This window comes from Cellulomonas algicola, assembly GCF_019024305.1.
Lineage (GTDB): Bacteria > Actinomycetota > Actinomycetes > Actinomycetales > Cellulomonadaceae > Cellulomonas > Cellulomonas algicola.
Window position 1 is genome coordinate 278,339 of sequence record NZ_JAHKSJ010000013.1, and the last position, 14,840, is coordinate 293,178.

The 14,840-nt window shown below is 75.2% G+C and carries 15 protein-coding genes; 10 read left to right on the top strand and 5 right to left on the bottom strand.

Annotated elements, in window-relative coordinates; genetic code table 11:
* Nucleotides 1-54: 54 nt before the first annotated feature.
* Nucleotides 55-2,529: a DNA gyrase/topoisomerase IV subunit A gene (locus tag KOV94_RS11890; RefSeq protein ID WP_218052136.1), complete on the bottom strand. Its 2,475-nt coding sequence runs from the start codon at nucleotides 2,527-2,529 to the stop codon at nucleotides 55-57.
* 123 nt (nucleotides 2,530-2,652) lie between these two features.
* On the opposite strand from KOV94_RS11890, the gene KOV94_RS11895 reads away from it, so the two are divergent.
* Genes KOV94_RS11895 through KOV94_RS11910 form a run of 4 tightly spaced genes read left to right on the top strand, consistent with a single transcriptional unit; the run spans nucleotide 2,653 to nucleotide 7,889 of the window.
* Nucleotides 2,653-5,427, top strand: coding sequence for a bifunctional acetate--CoA ligase family protein/GNAT family N-acetyltransferase (locus KOV94_RS11895; RefSeq protein ID WP_218052137.1), 2,775 nt, complete (start codon nucleotides 2,653-2,655; stop codon nucleotides 5,425-5,427).
* Nucleotides 5,428-5,458: 31 nt separating this feature from the next.
* Complete coding sequence (locus KOV94_RS11900; RefSeq protein ID WP_218052138.1) at nucleotides 5,459-6,043, top strand: DUF5998 family protein; 585 nt, start codon at nucleotides 5,459-5,461, stop codon at nucleotides 6,041-6,043.
* Nucleotides 6,040-7,218: an alkaline phosphatase family protein gene (locus KOV94_RS11905; RefSeq protein ID WP_124343245.1), complete on the top strand. Its 1,179-nt coding sequence runs from the start codon at nucleotides 6,040-6,042 to the stop codon at nucleotides 7,216-7,218. The genes KOV94_RS11900 and KOV94_RS11905 overlap by 4 nt, the downstream gene beginning before the upstream one ends.
* Before the next feature lie 2 nt (nucleotides 7,219-7,220).
* Nucleotides 7,221-7,889, top strand: a complete 669-nt coding sequence (locus KOV94_RS11910; RefSeq protein WP_162352164.1) for a thymidine kinase — start codon at nucleotides 7,221-7,223, stop codon at nucleotides 7,887-7,889.
* A gap of 37 nt (nucleotides 7,890-7,926) precedes the next feature.
* Here the strand turns inward: KOV94_RS11910 and sepH are convergent, their stop codons facing one another.
* Nucleotides 7,927-8,979, bottom strand: coding sequence for a septation protein SepH (gene sepH, locus KOV94_RS11915; RefSeq protein ID WP_124343247.1), 1,053 nt, complete (start codon nucleotides 8,977-8,979; stop codon nucleotides 7,927-7,929).
* A gap of 131 nt (nucleotides 8,980-9,110) precedes the next feature.
* On the opposite strand from sepH, the gene KOV94_RS11920 reads away from it, so the two are divergent.
* Both KOV94_RS11920 and KOV94_RS11925 read left to right on the top strand, forming a co-directional pair.
* Entirely contained in the window at nucleotides 9,111-9,977 is an 867-nt protein-coding gene (locus KOV94_RS11920) for an inositol monophosphatase family protein (protein WP_124343248.1), read from the top strand.
* A gap of 161 nt (nucleotides 9,978-10,138) precedes the next feature.
* Nucleotides 10,139-10,438 (top strand): DUF4193 domain-containing protein, encoded by a 300-nt coding sequence (locus KOV94_RS11925; protein ID WP_124343249.1) that lies wholly within the window; start codon nucleotides 10,139-10,141, stop codon nucleotides 10,436-10,438.
* A gap of 138 nt (nucleotides 10,439-10,576) precedes the next feature.
* On the opposite strand, the gene KOV94_RS11930 is transcribed toward KOV94_RS11925, so the two are convergent.
* Nucleotides 10,577-11,065, bottom strand: coding sequence for a DUF3093 domain-containing protein (locus KOV94_RS11930; RefSeq protein WP_124343250.1), 489 nt, complete (start codon nucleotides 11,063-11,065; stop codon nucleotides 10,577-10,579).
* Between the two features lie 41 nt (nucleotides 11,066-11,106).
* Between KOV94_RS11930 and dut the strand changes: the two genes are divergently transcribed.
* The 4 genes from dut (at nucleotide 11,107) to KOV94_RS11950 (ending at nucleotide 13,536) form a co-directional block, all read left to right on the top strand.
* Nucleotides 11,107-11,577, top strand: coding sequence for a dUTP diphosphatase (dut, locus tag KOV94_RS11935; protein ID WP_124343251.1), 471 nt, complete (start codon nucleotides 11,107-11,109; stop codon nucleotides 11,575-11,577).
* A 99-nt stretch (nucleotides 11,578-11,676) separates the two neighbouring features.
* A complete protein-coding gene (locus tag KOV94_RS11940) occupies nucleotides 11,677-12,396 on the top strand; it encodes a DUF3710 domain-containing protein (protein ID WP_218052139.1) in 720 nt (239 codons plus the stop codon).
* Nucleotides 12,393-12,761 (top strand): OB-fold nucleic acid binding domain-containing protein, encoded by a 369-nt coding sequence (locus KOV94_RS11945; protein ID WP_218052140.1) that lies wholly within the window; start codon nucleotides 12,393-12,395, stop codon nucleotides 12,759-12,761. Before KOV94_RS11940 ends, KOV94_RS11945 begins: the two co-directional genes overlap by 4 nt.
* A gap of 1 nt (nucleotide 12,762) precedes the next feature.
* On the top strand, nucleotides 12,763-13,536 hold the full coding sequence (locus KOV94_RS11950; protein WP_124343254.1) for a DUF3159 domain-containing protein: 774 nt from the start codon (nucleotides 12,763-12,765) through the stop codon (nucleotides 13,534-13,536).
* Here the strand turns inward: KOV94_RS11950 and KOV94_RS11955 are convergent.
* Nucleotides 13,469-14,143, bottom strand: coding sequence for a potassium channel family protein (locus tag KOV94_RS11955; protein ID WP_124343255.1), 675 nt, complete (start codon nucleotides 14,141-14,143; stop codon nucleotides 13,469-13,471). The two genes, KOV94_RS11950 and KOV94_RS11955, sit on opposite strands and share 68 nt — an antisense overlap.
* Nucleotides 14,140-14,790: a potassium channel family protein gene (locus KOV94_RS11960; RefSeq protein ID WP_124343258.1), complete on the bottom strand. Its 651-nt coding sequence runs from the start codon at nucleotides 14,788-14,790 to the stop codon at nucleotides 14,140-14,142. Before KOV94_RS11960 ends, KOV94_RS11955 begins: the two co-directional genes overlap by 4 nt.
* Between the last annotated feature and the right edge of the window lie 50 nt (nucleotides 14,791-14,840).

Consider the following 14,840-nt stretch of genomic DNA (forward strand, 5'->3'; position numbering starts at 1 on the left):
GACCGGCGTGCCGGCGGCGACGGCGAGAGCCGCCGACGTGCAGACCGGCCGCGGTCAGCCGATCGCGTGGACCGGCACGGTCAGCGGCGTGCCCGACCCGTCGCGGCGCGGGTCCGGGGTCGGCAGGTCGACCGGCTGGCCCGCGGAGCCCGCGGCCCACGCAGGTCCCGCGCCGACCCACGCGGCGATGAGCGTGTCCTCGCCCTTGAGGAACCGGTGCGAGCGGACACCGCCCGTCGCGCGGCCCTTGCCGGGGTAAGCGTCGAACGGGGTCACCTTGGCGGCGCCGGCCTGCGTGCCCGGCAGGGCGCTCGACGAGCCGGAGACGGTGACGACGAGCGCGTCGCCGACCTCGTCGGGGCGCACCGCACCGAACGCGACGACCCGCTGGCCGGACGCCAGCTTGATGCCCGCCATGCCCCCGGCGGCACGGCCCTGCGGACGCACGGACGACGCGGGGAAGTGCAGGAGCGAGGAGTCCGAGCTCACGAGCACCAGCTCGTCGTCGTCCGCCACGGCGGCGACACCGACGACCTCGTCGTCGTCGCGCAGGCCCACGACGACCCACTCGTCCTTGTTGCCGGGCACGTCGCCCTGCGCGACGCGCTTGACGGTGCCCTGCGCGGTCGCGAGGGCGAGCGTCGGGGCGTCGGCGGCGAGGGACGCGAGGCCGACGACGCGCTCGCCCGCGGGCAGCGTCACGAGCTCGGCGAGCGGGACACCGCCCGACAGCGACGGCGGGCCGTCGGTCGGCGGCAGGGCCGGCAGGTCGAGGACCGACAGCCGCAGCACCCGACCGCGCGAGGTCACGACGCCGATGTCCGCACGGGCGCTCGTGGGGACGCCCGCCGACAGCACGTCGTGCTTCGCGCGGCGGGCGTCGGCCGACCGGACGGGCGCGTCGGCGCCGGCGGTGCGCGCGAGCAGGCCCGTCCCGGACAGCAGCGCCCAGCAGGGCGAGTCCTCGATCTCGAGCGGCGTGGCGGACGCGCGCGCGGCCGGCGCCCCCGACACCGACGTGCCGCCCGCGGACTCCAGGAGGATCGTCCGGCGCGGCGTGCCGTAGGTCGCGGCGACCTCGGCCATCTCGTCGGACACGAGGACGCGCAGCCGCTGCTCGTCGCGCAGGATCGCCTCGAGCTCGGCGATCTCCGCGAGCAGCTGCTCCTTCTCGCGCTCGAGCTCGAGGCGGGAGAACTTGGTCAGGCGGCGCAGGCGCAGCTCGAGGATGTACTCGGCCTGCGGCTCGGACAGGTCGAACACGGTCTGGAGGCGCGTCCGGGCGGAGTCCGCGTCGTCGGACGAGCGGATGACCTGGATGACCTCGTCGATGTCGAGGATCGCGACCAGCAGGCCCTCGACGAGGTGCAGCCGCTCCTGCCGCTTGGTCAGCCGGAACTGCGAGCGGCGGCGCACCACGGAGATCCGGTGGTCGACCCACACCTGGAGCAGCTCGCGCAGGCCGAGCGTGCGCGGCTGGCCGTCGACGAGCGCGACGTTGTTGATCGAGAACGAGTCCTCGAGCGGCGTGAACCGGTAGAGCTGCTCGAGCACGGCCTCCGGGTGGAAGCCCGTCTTGACCTCGATGACGAGGCGCAGGCCGTGCTGGCGGTCGGTGAGGTCGACCGCGTCGGAGATGCCCGAGAGCTTCTTGCTCTGCACGCCCTCCTTGATCTTCTCGATGACCTTCTCCGGGCCGACCATGTACGGCAGCTCGGTGATGACGATGCCCTTGCGCTTGGGCGTGACGTTCTCGACGACCGCCGTCGCGCGCGTCTTGAACGCGCCGCGGCCCGTCCGGTAGGCGTCCCGCACACCGTCCAGGCCGATGATCTTGCCGCCCGTCGGCAGGTCCGGGCCGGGCACGAAGCGCATGAGCTCGTCGAGCGTCGCGTCCGGGTGCATGACCAGGTGGCGCGCCGCGGCGACGACCTCGACGAGGTTGTGCGGCGCCATGTTCGTCGCCATGCCGACCGCGATGCCCGCCGCGCCGTTGACCAGCAGGTTCGGGATCGCCGAGGGCAGCACCTCGGGCTGCGTGAGCTTGTTGTCGTAGTTCGGGACGAAGTCGACGACATCCTCGTCGAGCCCCGTCGTCATGGCCGTCGCCGACGGTGCGAGCCGCGCCTCGGTGTACCGGGGGGCGGCAGGGCCGTCGTCGAGCGAGCCGAAGTTGCCGTGCCCGTCGACGAGCGGGAGCCGGAGCGCGAACGCCTGCGCCAGACGGACCATCGCGTCGTAGATCGGGGCGTCACCGTGCGGGTGGAGCTTGCCCATGACCTCGCCGACGACGCGCGCCGACTTCACGTACGGCCGGTCGGGGCGCAGGCCCATGTCGGCCATCTGGAACAGGATGCGCCGCTGCACGGGCTTGAGCCCGTCGCGGGCGTCGGGGAGCGCGCGCGAGTAGATGACCGAGTACGCGTACTCGAGGAACGACCCCTCCATCTCGGAGGCGACGTCGATGTCGACGATGCGCTCGACGAGGTCCTCGGGAGGGAGGTTCGGGGTCGCGGGGCGACGCGCCATGCGGGAGTGCTCCTCGGTCCGGTGCGGGATGTGCGCCGCCCATTGTCGCCCGTCCGGGGCGCGTCGTGGGCACGGCACGCGGGCGCGCACGACGCAGCGTCCCGCCCGGATAGCCTGGCGTGCATGGCAGACGTCGACGAGGACGCGGCGCCCGCCCGCTATCCCGCCGCGTGGGAGGCGGACGTCGTGCTGGCCGACGGGTCGACGACGCACGTGCGGCCCATCCGGCCGAGCGACGCCGACGCGCTGCAGGCGTTCCACGTCGCGCAGTCCGAGCGGTCCACCTACCTGCGCTTCTTCGCGCACCTCGAACGGCTGCCCGACCGCGACCTGCACCGGCTCGTCAACGTCGACCATGTCGACCGGGTCGCGCTCGTCGCGGTCGCGGCCGACGCCGACGGCGTCGAGCACATCATCGGCGTCGCGCGCTACGACCGGCTCGTCGGCGAGGCGCCCGAGGAGGCGGAGGTCGCGTTCAACGTGTCCGACGCGCACCAGGGCCGCGGCATCGGGTCGGTGCTCCTCGAGCACCTCGCCGCGGCGGCGCGCGAGCGCGGCGTGCGACGGTTCGTCGCGGACGTGCTGCCGCAGAACGGCCGGATGATCGCGGTGTTCCGCGAGGCGGGGTACGCGGTGACGCAGCAGACCGAGGACGGCGTCGTGTCCGTCGGCTTCGACATCGACCCGACGGACCGGTCCCTCGCCGTGATCGCCGACCGCGAGCACCGGGCCGAGGCCCGCTCGGTCCGGGAGCTGCTCGAGGCCGGCACCGTCGTGGTCGTCGGTCCCGGGCCGGACGAGGCGCGCACCCTCGCCGGCCGGCAGGCGGCCCGGGCCGCCGCCAACCTCGTCGCCGGGGGCGGCGCGACGGTGCACACGGTCGGCGTCGAGGACGTCGCCGCGGGCGCGCACGCGCACAGCGGGCTCGCCGACGTGCCGCGACCGGTCCGGCTCGCGGTCGTCGCCGTGCCGCCCGAGCGTGCCACCGAGGTCGTGCGCGGCCTCGTGCCGCTCGGGGTCCGCGGCGTCGTGCTGCTGTCGACCGGCTTCGCCGAGACGGGCGCCGACGGGCTCGCGCGCCAGCGCACGCTGCTGCGCGTCGCGCACGCCGCCGGCATCCGCGTGGTCGGTCCCGCGTCCTACGGCGTGCTCGCCGCCGGGCCGGACGGGCTGCTCAACGCGTCGCTCGAGGACGACCCGCCGCTGCCCGGCCGCGTCGGGCTGTTCTGCCAGTCCGCACCGCTGGCCGTCGCGCTGATCCGCGCCGTGCAGCGCCGCGGGATCGGCCTCGCGGAGTTCGTGTCCGCCGGGCACCGCGCCGACGTCTCCGGCAACGACCTCATGCAGTTCTGGGCCGACGACGACGGCACCGACGTGGTCGGCCTGTACCTCGAGTCGATCGGCAACCCGCGCAAGTTCTCCCGCGTCGCGCGCCGGCTGTCGTCCGTGAAGCCCGTCGTCGTCGTCACCGCGGGCCGGTCCGGCCACGTCGTCCCGCCCGGGCACGCCGTGCGGCCCACGTACGCGCCGCCCCGGACGCTCACCGAGGTGATGCGCCAGGCCGGCGTCATCCGCGTCGACAACACGCACCAGATGCTCGACGTCGCGCAGCTGCTCGCGCACCAGCCGCTGCCCCGGGGCCGCCGCGTCGCGGTCCTCGCGTCCTCCGCGTCGGTCGCCGCGCTCGTCGCGGAGGCGGTGTCCGCCGGCGGCCTGGTCCTGTCGGGCCACGTCGCGATGCTCGCCGAGGACGCGGACGAGGACGAGATCCGTGCCACGGTCGCCGCCGTCTACGACGACCCCACCACCGACGTGGTCGTCGTCGTGCGGATCCCCACGCTCGGCCCGGTCGGCGAGACCCTGCCGCGCGAGGTCGCGGCCGCGGCCGCGCGCACCGGCCGCACGACCGTCGCCTCGGTGCTCGGCCTGCACGGCGTGACGCCCGAGCTCACGGCGCTCGACGCGGACGGCCGGTCGTGGACCGTGCCCGCCTACAGCACGCCCGAGGACGCGGCGCTCGCGCTCGGCCACGCGTCGCGCTACGCCCGGTGGCGCGCGACGGACCGCGGCCGCCCGCTGCACCCCGACGGGGTCGACACGCGCGCCGCGCGACGGCTCGTCGCCGGGTGGCTCGCGGAGGCGGCTCCCCGTCGCGTCGAGGACCCGGACGTCACGCGCTGGCCGCCCGGTGCCGCACCCGAGGGGACCGTCGACCTCGACGTCGCGCGCACGTCCGCGCTGCTCGCGACCGTCGGCGTCCACGTCCTCCCGTCGTTCCCCGTGCACGACGCCGACGAGGCGGTCGAGGTCGCCGAGCGGATCGGCTGGCCCGTCGCGCTCAAGACGACCGTGCCCGCGCTGCGGCACCGCGCCGACCTCGGCGGCGTGCGGCTCGACGTCGCCGACGAGGCCGAGCTGCGCTCCGACGTCGCCCAGGTGCTCGCGCTCGGCGCCGCCCACCGGCCGCAGGGCGACGGTGCGCCGCTCGAGGTGCAGGCGATGGCGCCGCACGGCTCCGCGTGCGTCGTGCGGTCCACCGAGGACCCGCTCTTCGGCCCGATCATCAGCTTCGGGCTGTCGGGCGACGCGTCCGACCTCCTGGGCGACGTGGCGTACGGCGTGCCGCCGCTGACGGACGTCGACGTCGCCGAGCTCGTGCGGTCGGCACGCGCCGCCCCGCGCCTGTTCGGCTACCGCGGGCTGCCCGCCGTGGACGTCGCCGCGCTCGAGGACGTCATCGCGCGCGTCTCCGTCCTCGCCGACGACCTGCCCGGGCTGCGCTCGCTCGAGCTCAACCCCGTCGTGGTGTCCGAGCACGGCGCGGTCGTCCTGGGTGCGCGCGCGACGCTCGCCCCCGCCGACCGGGCGGACTCGACGCGGCGGCTGCCCCGTGCGTGACCGCCGCGCGCACCCCCGCGGCGGTGGGAGGATGGGCGCCGTGCCAGCAGTATCTGACGACCTGCGCGACGACCTGCACCGCGCCGGCTACTACCCGGAGCTCGTGGCCGACGTCCTCGACGTGGCGCTCGCGGACGAGCCCGTGGTCGCCCACCTCGTCCACCCCGAGACGACGTTCGACGCCTCCGAGGTCCGCCGCCACGTGACGGTCCTCGCGCTCACGCCGACCCGGCTCGTCGTGGCCCACGTCGACGACCAGGCCGCCGACTCGGAGAACCCGTCGCCCAGCGCGTCGGCGACCACCGAGGCGGTCTCGATCGCCGAGCTGCGGTCGGTGGCCCTCACGCACGTGATGCCGGACCCGGAGCGACACCGTGCTGGGACGCCGCCGACCGAGCTCACGCTCGCGATCGGGTGGGGGGCCGTGTCCCGCGTCGACCTCGAGCCCGCGACGTGCGGCGACCCGGCCTGCGAGGCGGACCACGGCCTGACCGGCACGCTCACCCCCGACGACGTCGTGGTGCGCGTGAGCGCCGCCGCCGAGGGCGTCGACTCGGTGCGGGCCGCCGCCGCGTTCGCGCGGCAGCTGTCCGCCGCCAGCGCGCACGGTCGATGACGCGTCCGCCCGGGTCGCCGTCGCGGCTCGTCGAGCTGCCCGTCGACGCGGACCTCGTGCTGCCGGGCGGCGACGAGCCCGCCCTGCCGTCGCTCCTGCCCGCGCTCGCGGGCGTGCTCGGCCACGAACAACCGGACGCCGGCCTTCTCGGGCTGCCGCGCGCCGACCGGGTGTGCCTCGTGCTCGTCGACGGCCTCGGCCACGTGAACCTGAGCGAGCGCGCGGGCCACGCCCCGTTCCTGCGCGGGGTGGTCCGCGAGTCCGAGCCGCTCGTCAGCACGTTCCCGTCGACGACCGCGACCGCGATCGGCAGCCTCGGCGTCGGTGCCGGGCCGGGCACCACCGCGATGCTCGGCTACACCGTCCGCGACCCCGCGACCGGACGGCTCGGGAACCTCGTGTCGTGGACGGACCTGCCGCCCGCCCGCGAGTGGCAGGCGGAGCCCACGGTGTTCGAGCGGCTCACGGCAGCCGGCGCGAGCGTCACGAGCGTCGGCCCGGCGCGCTTCGCCGGGTCGGGCCTCACCGAGGCGGCGCTGCGCGGCGCGACCTACCGTGTGGCCGAGTCGCTCGCCGACCGGGTCGACGCGACGCTCGACGCGCTGCGGCGCCCGGGCCTCACCTACCTCTACTGGGGGGACGTCGACAAGGCGGGCCACCACCACGGCTGGGGGTCGTGGCAGTGGGGTGACGCGCTCGCCGACCTCGACGCCGAGCTCGGTCGGCTCGCGCGCAGCCTCCCGCGCGGCACGCTCCTCGTCGTCACCGCCGACCACGGCATGGTCGACGTCGACCGCACCGCGCGCTGGGACGTCGCGACCCATCCCGTGCTGTCCGCCGACGTCGCGCTCGTCGCGGGGGAGCCGCGCGCGTCGCACCTGCACCTGCGCCCGGGCGCCGACGCCGAGGCCGTCGCCGAGCGGTGGCGCGGCACGCTCGGGGACGCAGCCGTCGTCGTCACGCGCGAGGCCGCGGTCGACGCCGGCTGGTTCGGGCCCGTGGGGGAGCGTGCGCGGCGCGTCCTCGGCGACGTGGTCGTCGCCATGACGGGCCGCGCGACCGTGGTCGACTCCGCGACCCAGTCGCCCGCGTCGCTCGAGCTCGTCGGCGTGCACGGGTCGCTCACCCGGCACGAGATGCTCGTCCCGTTCCTCGTCGTGCAGAAAGGCTCCTGACCGTGGCGGAGCTCGTCTTCTTCTCGGGAACGATGGACTGCGGCAAGTCCACGCTCGCGCTGCAGATGCACCACAACCACGCGGCGCGCGGGCGCGACGGCGTGCTGTTCACGCGCAACGACCGGGCCGGTGCGGCGACCATCTCGTCGCGCCTCGGCCTCGTGCAGCACGCCGCCGAGGTCGGCGACGCGACCGACTTCTGGGCCGAGGTCATCGAGCGGCGCACGCAGGGGCAGCCGGTCGACTACCTCATCGCCGACGAGGCGCAGTTCTACACCGCCACGCAGGTCGAGCAGCTCGCGCGCGTCGTCGACGAGCTCGAGGTCGACGTCTACACGTTCGGGATCTCGACCGACTTCCGGGCGAGGCTGTTCCCGGGATCCGCCCGGCTCGTCGAGCTCGCCGACCGCGTCGAGGTGCTCCAGGTCAAGGCGCTCTGCTGGTGCGGTGCGCGCGCGACCCACAACGCGCGCACGGTCGACGGCGTCATGGTCGTCGAGGGCGCCCAGGTGGTCGTCGGCGACGTCGCCGCCGCGAGCGGCGAGGTCGCGTACGAGGTGCTGTGCCGTCGGCACCACATGCGACGGATGACCGCCGCGACCGCGCGCGCGGCGTCACCGTCGGTCGCGACCCTCTCGTCGGCGCAGGGCACGCTCGGCGTCGGGGCCTGACCCTCGCATCAGGCCGGACGCGACCGCCGAGGCCGGGTCACTCCGGCTTGGCGCCGAAGACGATCTCGTCCCAGCTCGGCACCTTCGCGCGCCCCTTGCGCGTGCGGGGCCGCTCGGCGGGCTCGGCGGGCGACTCGTCGTCGAGCGGCACGACGGGCACCGCGGGCACCACCGCGTCCGGCTCGGGCTCCGGCTCGGGCGCCGGCGGGCGCAGCACGACGGCCTCCGCGAGCGGGTCGGCGTCGAGCGGGTGCGCCCCGGGGACGTCCGCGTCGTCGCGGCCGAAGTCGAACGCGTGCTGCGGGCCGAACCCCTCGAACTCCTCGTCGTCGACGTCGAGGTCGAGGTTCTGCCGCACGCCGCGCCGGGTGCGGAGCTCGTCGAGCAGGTCGTGCGTCTCCTGCTGCGGGTCGGGCTCCGGCTCGGGCTCGGGTGCGTCCCCGCCCGTGAGCGACCCGTCGTCGCGGAAGTCGAACACGACGTCACGGACGGCCGCGAGATGACGGCGGGAGACGGGCTCGTCCGGGAGCTCCGTCTCGGAGAGCCACCGTGCCTCGTCGTCGTCGGCCACGACGGTGCGTCGTGCCGCGTCGAACGTCCACCGGGCCTCGTGCGCGGTGTCGCCCACGCGGAAGCGCGCGAGCACGACCCACGGGCCGGACGGCTCCCGCGCCGAGTCCCACGCGAGCGACGCGAGGTCGACGCCGCGGGCCGCGAGCCGGTCCGTCACGAGGTCGCCCAGCGTCGGCGCGCCCGCGTCACGGCCGACGCGCGTCGCACGCGCCTGCTCGGCGACGTACTCGCGCTCGGCCAGCACCGGCCCCTCGTAGCGACGGACGTGCTCGACGGGCAGGCCGGACGCGTCCGCGACCTCCTGCGTCGTCGCGCCCGCACGGATCCGCGCCTGGATCTCCCGCGGGCTCAGCGTCCCCGCGCTCTCGGCGCGCAGCTGTTCGAGCTGCGGCCGGTCCCGGCGCACGGCCGCGCGCAGCGGCTCGTCGATGCGCAGACGGAACCGCTCGCCCCCGGGGCCCACGAGGACGAGATGCTCGCCGTCCTCGTGCAGACCCTCCAGCTCGAGCTCACCCATTCGACCTCCCGGTACCTCGGGAAGAGCCTGCCACCTCCGGGCGCCCGGCGGGTGGATCCGGGACGGTGAGCCGCGCCTCGCCTCGCGGACGGTCGGTGCGTCCGGCCCCGCCGCCGGGCAGGATGGGCGGGATGGACGCCCCCCGGGACCTGCCGTTGACCACCGACGTCGTCGCCGAGCTCGTCGAGGTCGCCGAGCGCCTCGCACGCGAGGCCGGCCGCCTGATCCACGAGGGCCGGCCCGAGCGTGTCGCCGTGGCGGCGACGAAGAGCAGCCCCGAGGACGTCGTGACGGCGATGGACCTCGCGTCGGAGGACCTGCTGCGCCGCCGGCTCGCCGAGCTGCGGCCGCACGACGGCATCCTCGGGGAGGAGCAGGGGTACGTGCTCGGCACGTCGGGCGTGACGTGGGTCGTCGACCCGATCGACGGCACCGTCAATTACCTGTACGGGCTGCCCGCCTACGCCGTCTCGGTCGCCGCGGTCGTCGGACCGGCCGGCGACGACGGCCGCGCGCCGAACCCCGCGACGTGGACGGTGGTCGCGGCGTGCGTGCACGCGCCGACCGACGGCCGGACGTTCCGCGCGGGCCTCGGGCAGGGCGCGACGCTGGACGGTCGCGTGCTCCGGGCCGAGGACCCGCCCGCGCTCGCGGGGTGCCTCGTCGGCACCGGGTTCGGATACCTCGCGACGCGACGTCGCGCGCAGGCGCGCGTGCTCGCCGAGCTGTTGCCCCGAGTACGTGATATCCGTCGCATCGGGTCGGCGGCGCTCGACATCTGCAATCTCGCGGCGGGCCACCTCGACCTCTACTACGAGCGGGGTCTCGCCCCGTGGGACCTCGCGGCGGCGTCGCTCGTCGCGCAGGAGGCGGGTCTGCAGGTCACCGGCCTGCGCGGGCGCCCCGCGGGGACCGAGATGACGGTAGCCGGGGCGGCCGGGCGGGTGACCGAGCTGCGCACCCTGCTCGAGTCGCTCGACGCCGACAGCGACGGGTGAAAACGCTCCCGCAAAGCCCTCCGCGAATATGGTCGCGCGTCCGTGTTCGCACTCGGGGCAGATGTGGTGCACAATCCTCCGCGCGTGGGGAACAAATCCCGTCACCGGTGCATTGATCCCGCGTACGAGAATCCATCTGACGACGGAGTGTGACGCCACTCATGGCTACCGACTACGACGCCCCGCGCAAGACCGAGGAGGACCTGAGCGAGGACTCGCTCCAGGAGCTCCAGGCCCGGCGCTCGGACAAGAACTCGGGCGTGGTGGACGAGGACGAGACCGAGGCCGCCGAAGGCTTCGAGCTGCCGGGTGCGGACCTGTCGGGCGAGGAGCTCTCGGTCCGCGTCCTTCCCCGGCAGGCGGACGAGTTCACCTGTTCGAGCTGCTTCCTGGTGCACCACCGCAGCCAGCTCGCCTACGAGCGCAACGGGGCACCGGTGTGCTCCGAGTGCGCCGCGTGATCCCGCGCTGAACCGTTCGGCCGGCCCCCGCACCGCGGGCGGCCGGCCGACCTGCCCTGCCCGTCGCCGAGGGGGAGACCAGCAGGGACGACCGTCGAGGGGGCGGTCGACCTCAGGGGGACGTGGCCGACGGCGCGTTCAGCGCGCCTGCGCGCCGACCGTGAGCGCTCGTGCGAGCTCCTCAGGTCGGCGCGACGACACCAGCCAGTACGGCGTGGGGTCGGCGGGGTCCGCCAGCTCCACGCGCACGCCGCTGCGCACCCACCCCCGCAGGCACACGTGCGCGCGCGCGTCGAGGCGCGGCCCCAGCTCGGTCCGCAGCGCGTCCGCGTCGAGCACCGTGACGTCGCCCAGCAGCGCGACCGGGATGTGCGCACGACCCGCGCGCAGCACGCCGTCGCGCACCGAGACCGTCGGCGTGAGCAGGACCGCGGCGGTCAGGCCGCCCGCGAGGGCGACGAGCGCCACGGCGACCGCCAGCACGGCGTCGACCGGCACCAGCACCACGCCGAGCATGAGGGTGAACGCCACGAGGAGCGTCCACCCCCACGGGCCGAGCCACAGCCGCTCCGACCAGACCGGTCCCGGGACGGGCGCGGACGACGGACGCGGAGCGGTGCCAGGCATGCCCCCAGCATCCCATCCCCGGGGAGGTAGGGTCGGGCCCCGTGACCGCCGAACCGCCCGTCGAGGTGCTGCTCCTCCGGCTCGACCCGGACCTGCCCGCACCCTCCTACGCGCACCCGGGCGACGCCGGCGCGGACCTCGTGACGCGTGTCGACGTGGTCGTCCCGCCGCAGGGTCGGGTGACGGTCCCGACGGGCGTCGCGATCGCGCTGCCGGACGGCTACGCCGCGTTCGTCCACCCGCGCTCGGGGCTCGCGGCCAGGCACGGTCTCACGATCGTCAACGCGCCCGGCACGGTCGACGCGGGCTACCGCGGCGAGATCGCGGTGACGCTGCTCAACACCGACGTCGAGCACGCACTCGAGCTGCACCGCGGCGACCGGGTCGCGCAGCTCGTCGTCCAGCGCGTCGAGCGCGCACGGTTCGTCGAGGTCGAGCACCTGCCGGGGTCGCACCGCGGCGACGGCGGGTTCGGGTCGAGCGGTGGCTGGAAGGCCGCGCACACGGGCTGACCGGTGCCGGGACGCCGCCGGGACCGACTAGGTCGCGGTCCGGCGCAGGACTACTGTCGAGAGTGACGGCGCGCACGGGTGCGCCGGGAGGAGAGTGTCGTGGGTCTGTTCCGACGCGGCGGCAAGGACACGGCCGCCGACGAGGTCGTCGAGACCGAGTCCGTCCCGCTCGACGAGCCGGGCGACGCGGAGCCGTCGGCACCCGCCCGCACCGCGGGCCCGTGGGACGAGTCGGAGGTCACCGACGACATCCCGCGCGTCGACCTCGGTGCGATCCGGCTGCCCGGGCTGCCCGGCATGGAGCTGCGCATGGAGATCGACAAGGCGACGAACGTGGTGTCCGCCGCGTCCGTGCTCCTCGACGGCTCGTCGCTGCAGGTCCAGGCGTTCGCCGCGCCGCGCTCCGAGGGCATCTGGGACGAGATCCGCGAGGAGATCGCCGAGTCGGTGACCGCCCAGGGCGGGTCGGTCGACGACATCCCGGGGCCGTTCGGCCGCGAGCTGCTCGCACGGCTCCCCGTCAAGACGCCCGAGGGCCGGACCGGCCACCGGCCGGCGCGCTTCATCGGCGCCGACGGGCCGCGCTGGTTCCTGCGCGGCGTCATCACCGGCAAGGGCGCGGTCGAGCCGGGCGCCGCGGAGGCGCTCGAGCAGCTGTTCGCCCGCATCGTCGTCGTGCGCGGCACCGAGGCCCGTCCGCCGCGCGACCTGCTCGCCCTCAAGCTCCCCGGCCCGGCGCAGGCCCCGGCCGAGCCCGCGACCGAGAAGCCCACGTTCGACCCGCTGACTCGCGGACCGGAGATCACGGAGATCCGATGACGCTCAAGGAGCGCATGCGCAAGGTCGTCGCGTCGCAGGCCGAGATCGAGGCCGACGAGGAGCGCGCCGACGCCCTGCGGTCGGTCGGCTGCACGCCGGTCGAGAAGCTCGCCAACCGCACGCGCGCGAGCGTGTCGGGCGTGATCCGTTCGGTCGTGCTGCGGCCGCGCGAGGGCGTGCCCGCGCTCGAGGCCGAGCTGTACGACGGCAGCGGCACGCTCGACCTGGTGTGGCTCGGTCGGCGGGAGATCGCCGGCATCGCGCCCGGTCGCCGCGTGCGCATCGAGGGGCTCGTGTGCCAGGTCGACGGCCGGCGCACGGTGTTCAACCCCAAGTACGAGCTGCGTCCGCGGCCGGGGGAGTGACGTGACGGAGGAACCGCGGCACGCCGCCGACCCGGCCGCCGCGGAGCGGCCCCTCGACGTCGTCGACGACGTCGTCCCGCCCGAGGAGGGCGGCACCGCACGCGGCCTGCGGGCCGTGACGGCCGACGAGTTCTCCGCGCTCGACGCCATGGGCGGCGTCCGCGGGATCGTCGAGTCGGTCGCGCCCGGGTTGCTGTTCGTGGTCGTCTACCTGGTCTCCGGGCAGCGCATGGCGCCCGCGCTGGTCGCGGCGGGCGCGGCCGCGCTCGTCGCCGTCGTCGCCCGGCTCGTGCAGCGCACGCCGGTCACGCAGGCCTTCGCGGGCGTCGTCGGCGTCGGCATCGGCGTGTTCTGGGCCGTGCGCACCGGCCAGGCGGAGGACTACTTCGCGTACGGCCTGTGGACCAACGTCGCGTACCTCGTCGGGACGCTCGTCTCGGTGCTGGTCGGGTGGCCGCTCGTCGGGATCGTCGCCGGGCTGTTCGCGAAGGACGGGCCCGTCGCGGGCGGGTCCTGGTCGGCGGCCGTCGCGTGGCGGCAGGACAGCGACCTCCGGCGGCGCTACACGCTCGCGACGTGGCCGATCATCGTCGTGTTCGCGCTGCGCCTGGGCGTGCAGGTGCCGCTCTACCTCTCGGCCGAGGTCGCGTGGCTGGGCACCGCGAAGCTCGTCATGGGCGTCCCGCTGTTCGCGCTGGCCCTCTGGATCAGCTGGCTGCTGGTCCGCGGGTCAGGAGCAGGTCGAGCGCCTTCTCGTCCGCGTCACGACCCGTGACGAACAGCAGCTCGTCGCGCCCCTCGAGGGTGTCGTCCGGGCTGGGGGCGATCGGGCGCGCGTCGCGCACGATGCACGCGAGGACCGTGTCGGTCGGCCAGTCGATCTGACCCAGGCGGATCCCCGCGAGGGGCGAGTCGTCGGGCAGCGTGATCTCGAGGATGTCCGCGCGCGACTGGTGGAACGTGAAGATCCGCACCAGGTCGCCGACGGTGACGGCCTCCTCGACCATCGCCGTCATGATGCGCGGCGTCGACACGGCGACGTCGACGCCCCACGCCTCGTCGAACATCCACTCGTTCTTCGGGTTGTTGACGCGCGCGACCGTGCGCGGCACGCCGAACTCGGTCTTCGCGAGCAGGGAGATGACGAGGTTCGCCTTGTCGTCGCCCGTCGCGGCCACGACGACGTCGCACTCGTCGGCGCGGACCTCGCGCAGCGTCGGCAGCTCGCACGCGTCGGCGAGCAGCCAGTCGGCGTCGGCGACCTGCGCCACGCGCATCGCGGACGGCTGCCGGTCGATGAGCGTGACCTCGTGGTCGTGCCCGAGGAGCTCGCGCGCGATCGACCGGCCGACCGAGCCGGCACCCGCGATGACGACCCTCACTCGGTCACCACCGGGGCGTGCGTGAGGGTCCGCTCGACGAAGGCCGCGTCGTCGGCCCGGTACAGCGCGTGCACGATGTCGTTCTCCTGCAGGACGGTGTCCGGCGCCGGCAGCACGCCGTCGCCGTAGCGGGTGAGGTAGGCGATGCGCACGCCCGCGGCCTCCTCGAGCACGCGCAGGGGGCGCCCGATCCAGCCGTCGTGGACGTCGACCTGCGCCAGCTGGATCTGGCCGGACGGGTCGCGGTACTCGTCGGTCGCGCCCATCGGCAGCAGCCGCCGCAGCACCTGGTGCGCGGTCCAGCGGACGGTCGCGACGGTCGGGATGCCGAGCCGCTGGTAGATCTCGGCGCGGTGCGGGTCGTAGATGCGGGCGACGACGTTGTCGATCCCGAACGTCTCGCGCACGACGCGCGCCGCGAGGATGTTCGAGTTGTCGCCGTCCGACACCGCGGCGAAGCCGAACGCGTCCTCGATGCCCGCCTGCGTGAGCGTGTCGCGGTCGAAGCCCATGCCGGTGACCTTGTTGCCGCCGAAGTCCGCGTCGAGACGACGGAACGCGTCGGGGTTCTGGTCGACGACCGCCACCGAGTGGCCGTTGTCCTCGAGCGACTGCGCGAGCGACGCGCCGACACGGCCGCAGCCCATGATCACGAAGTGCACAGGGCGTCACGCTATACCCGCGACGCCGTCCCGGT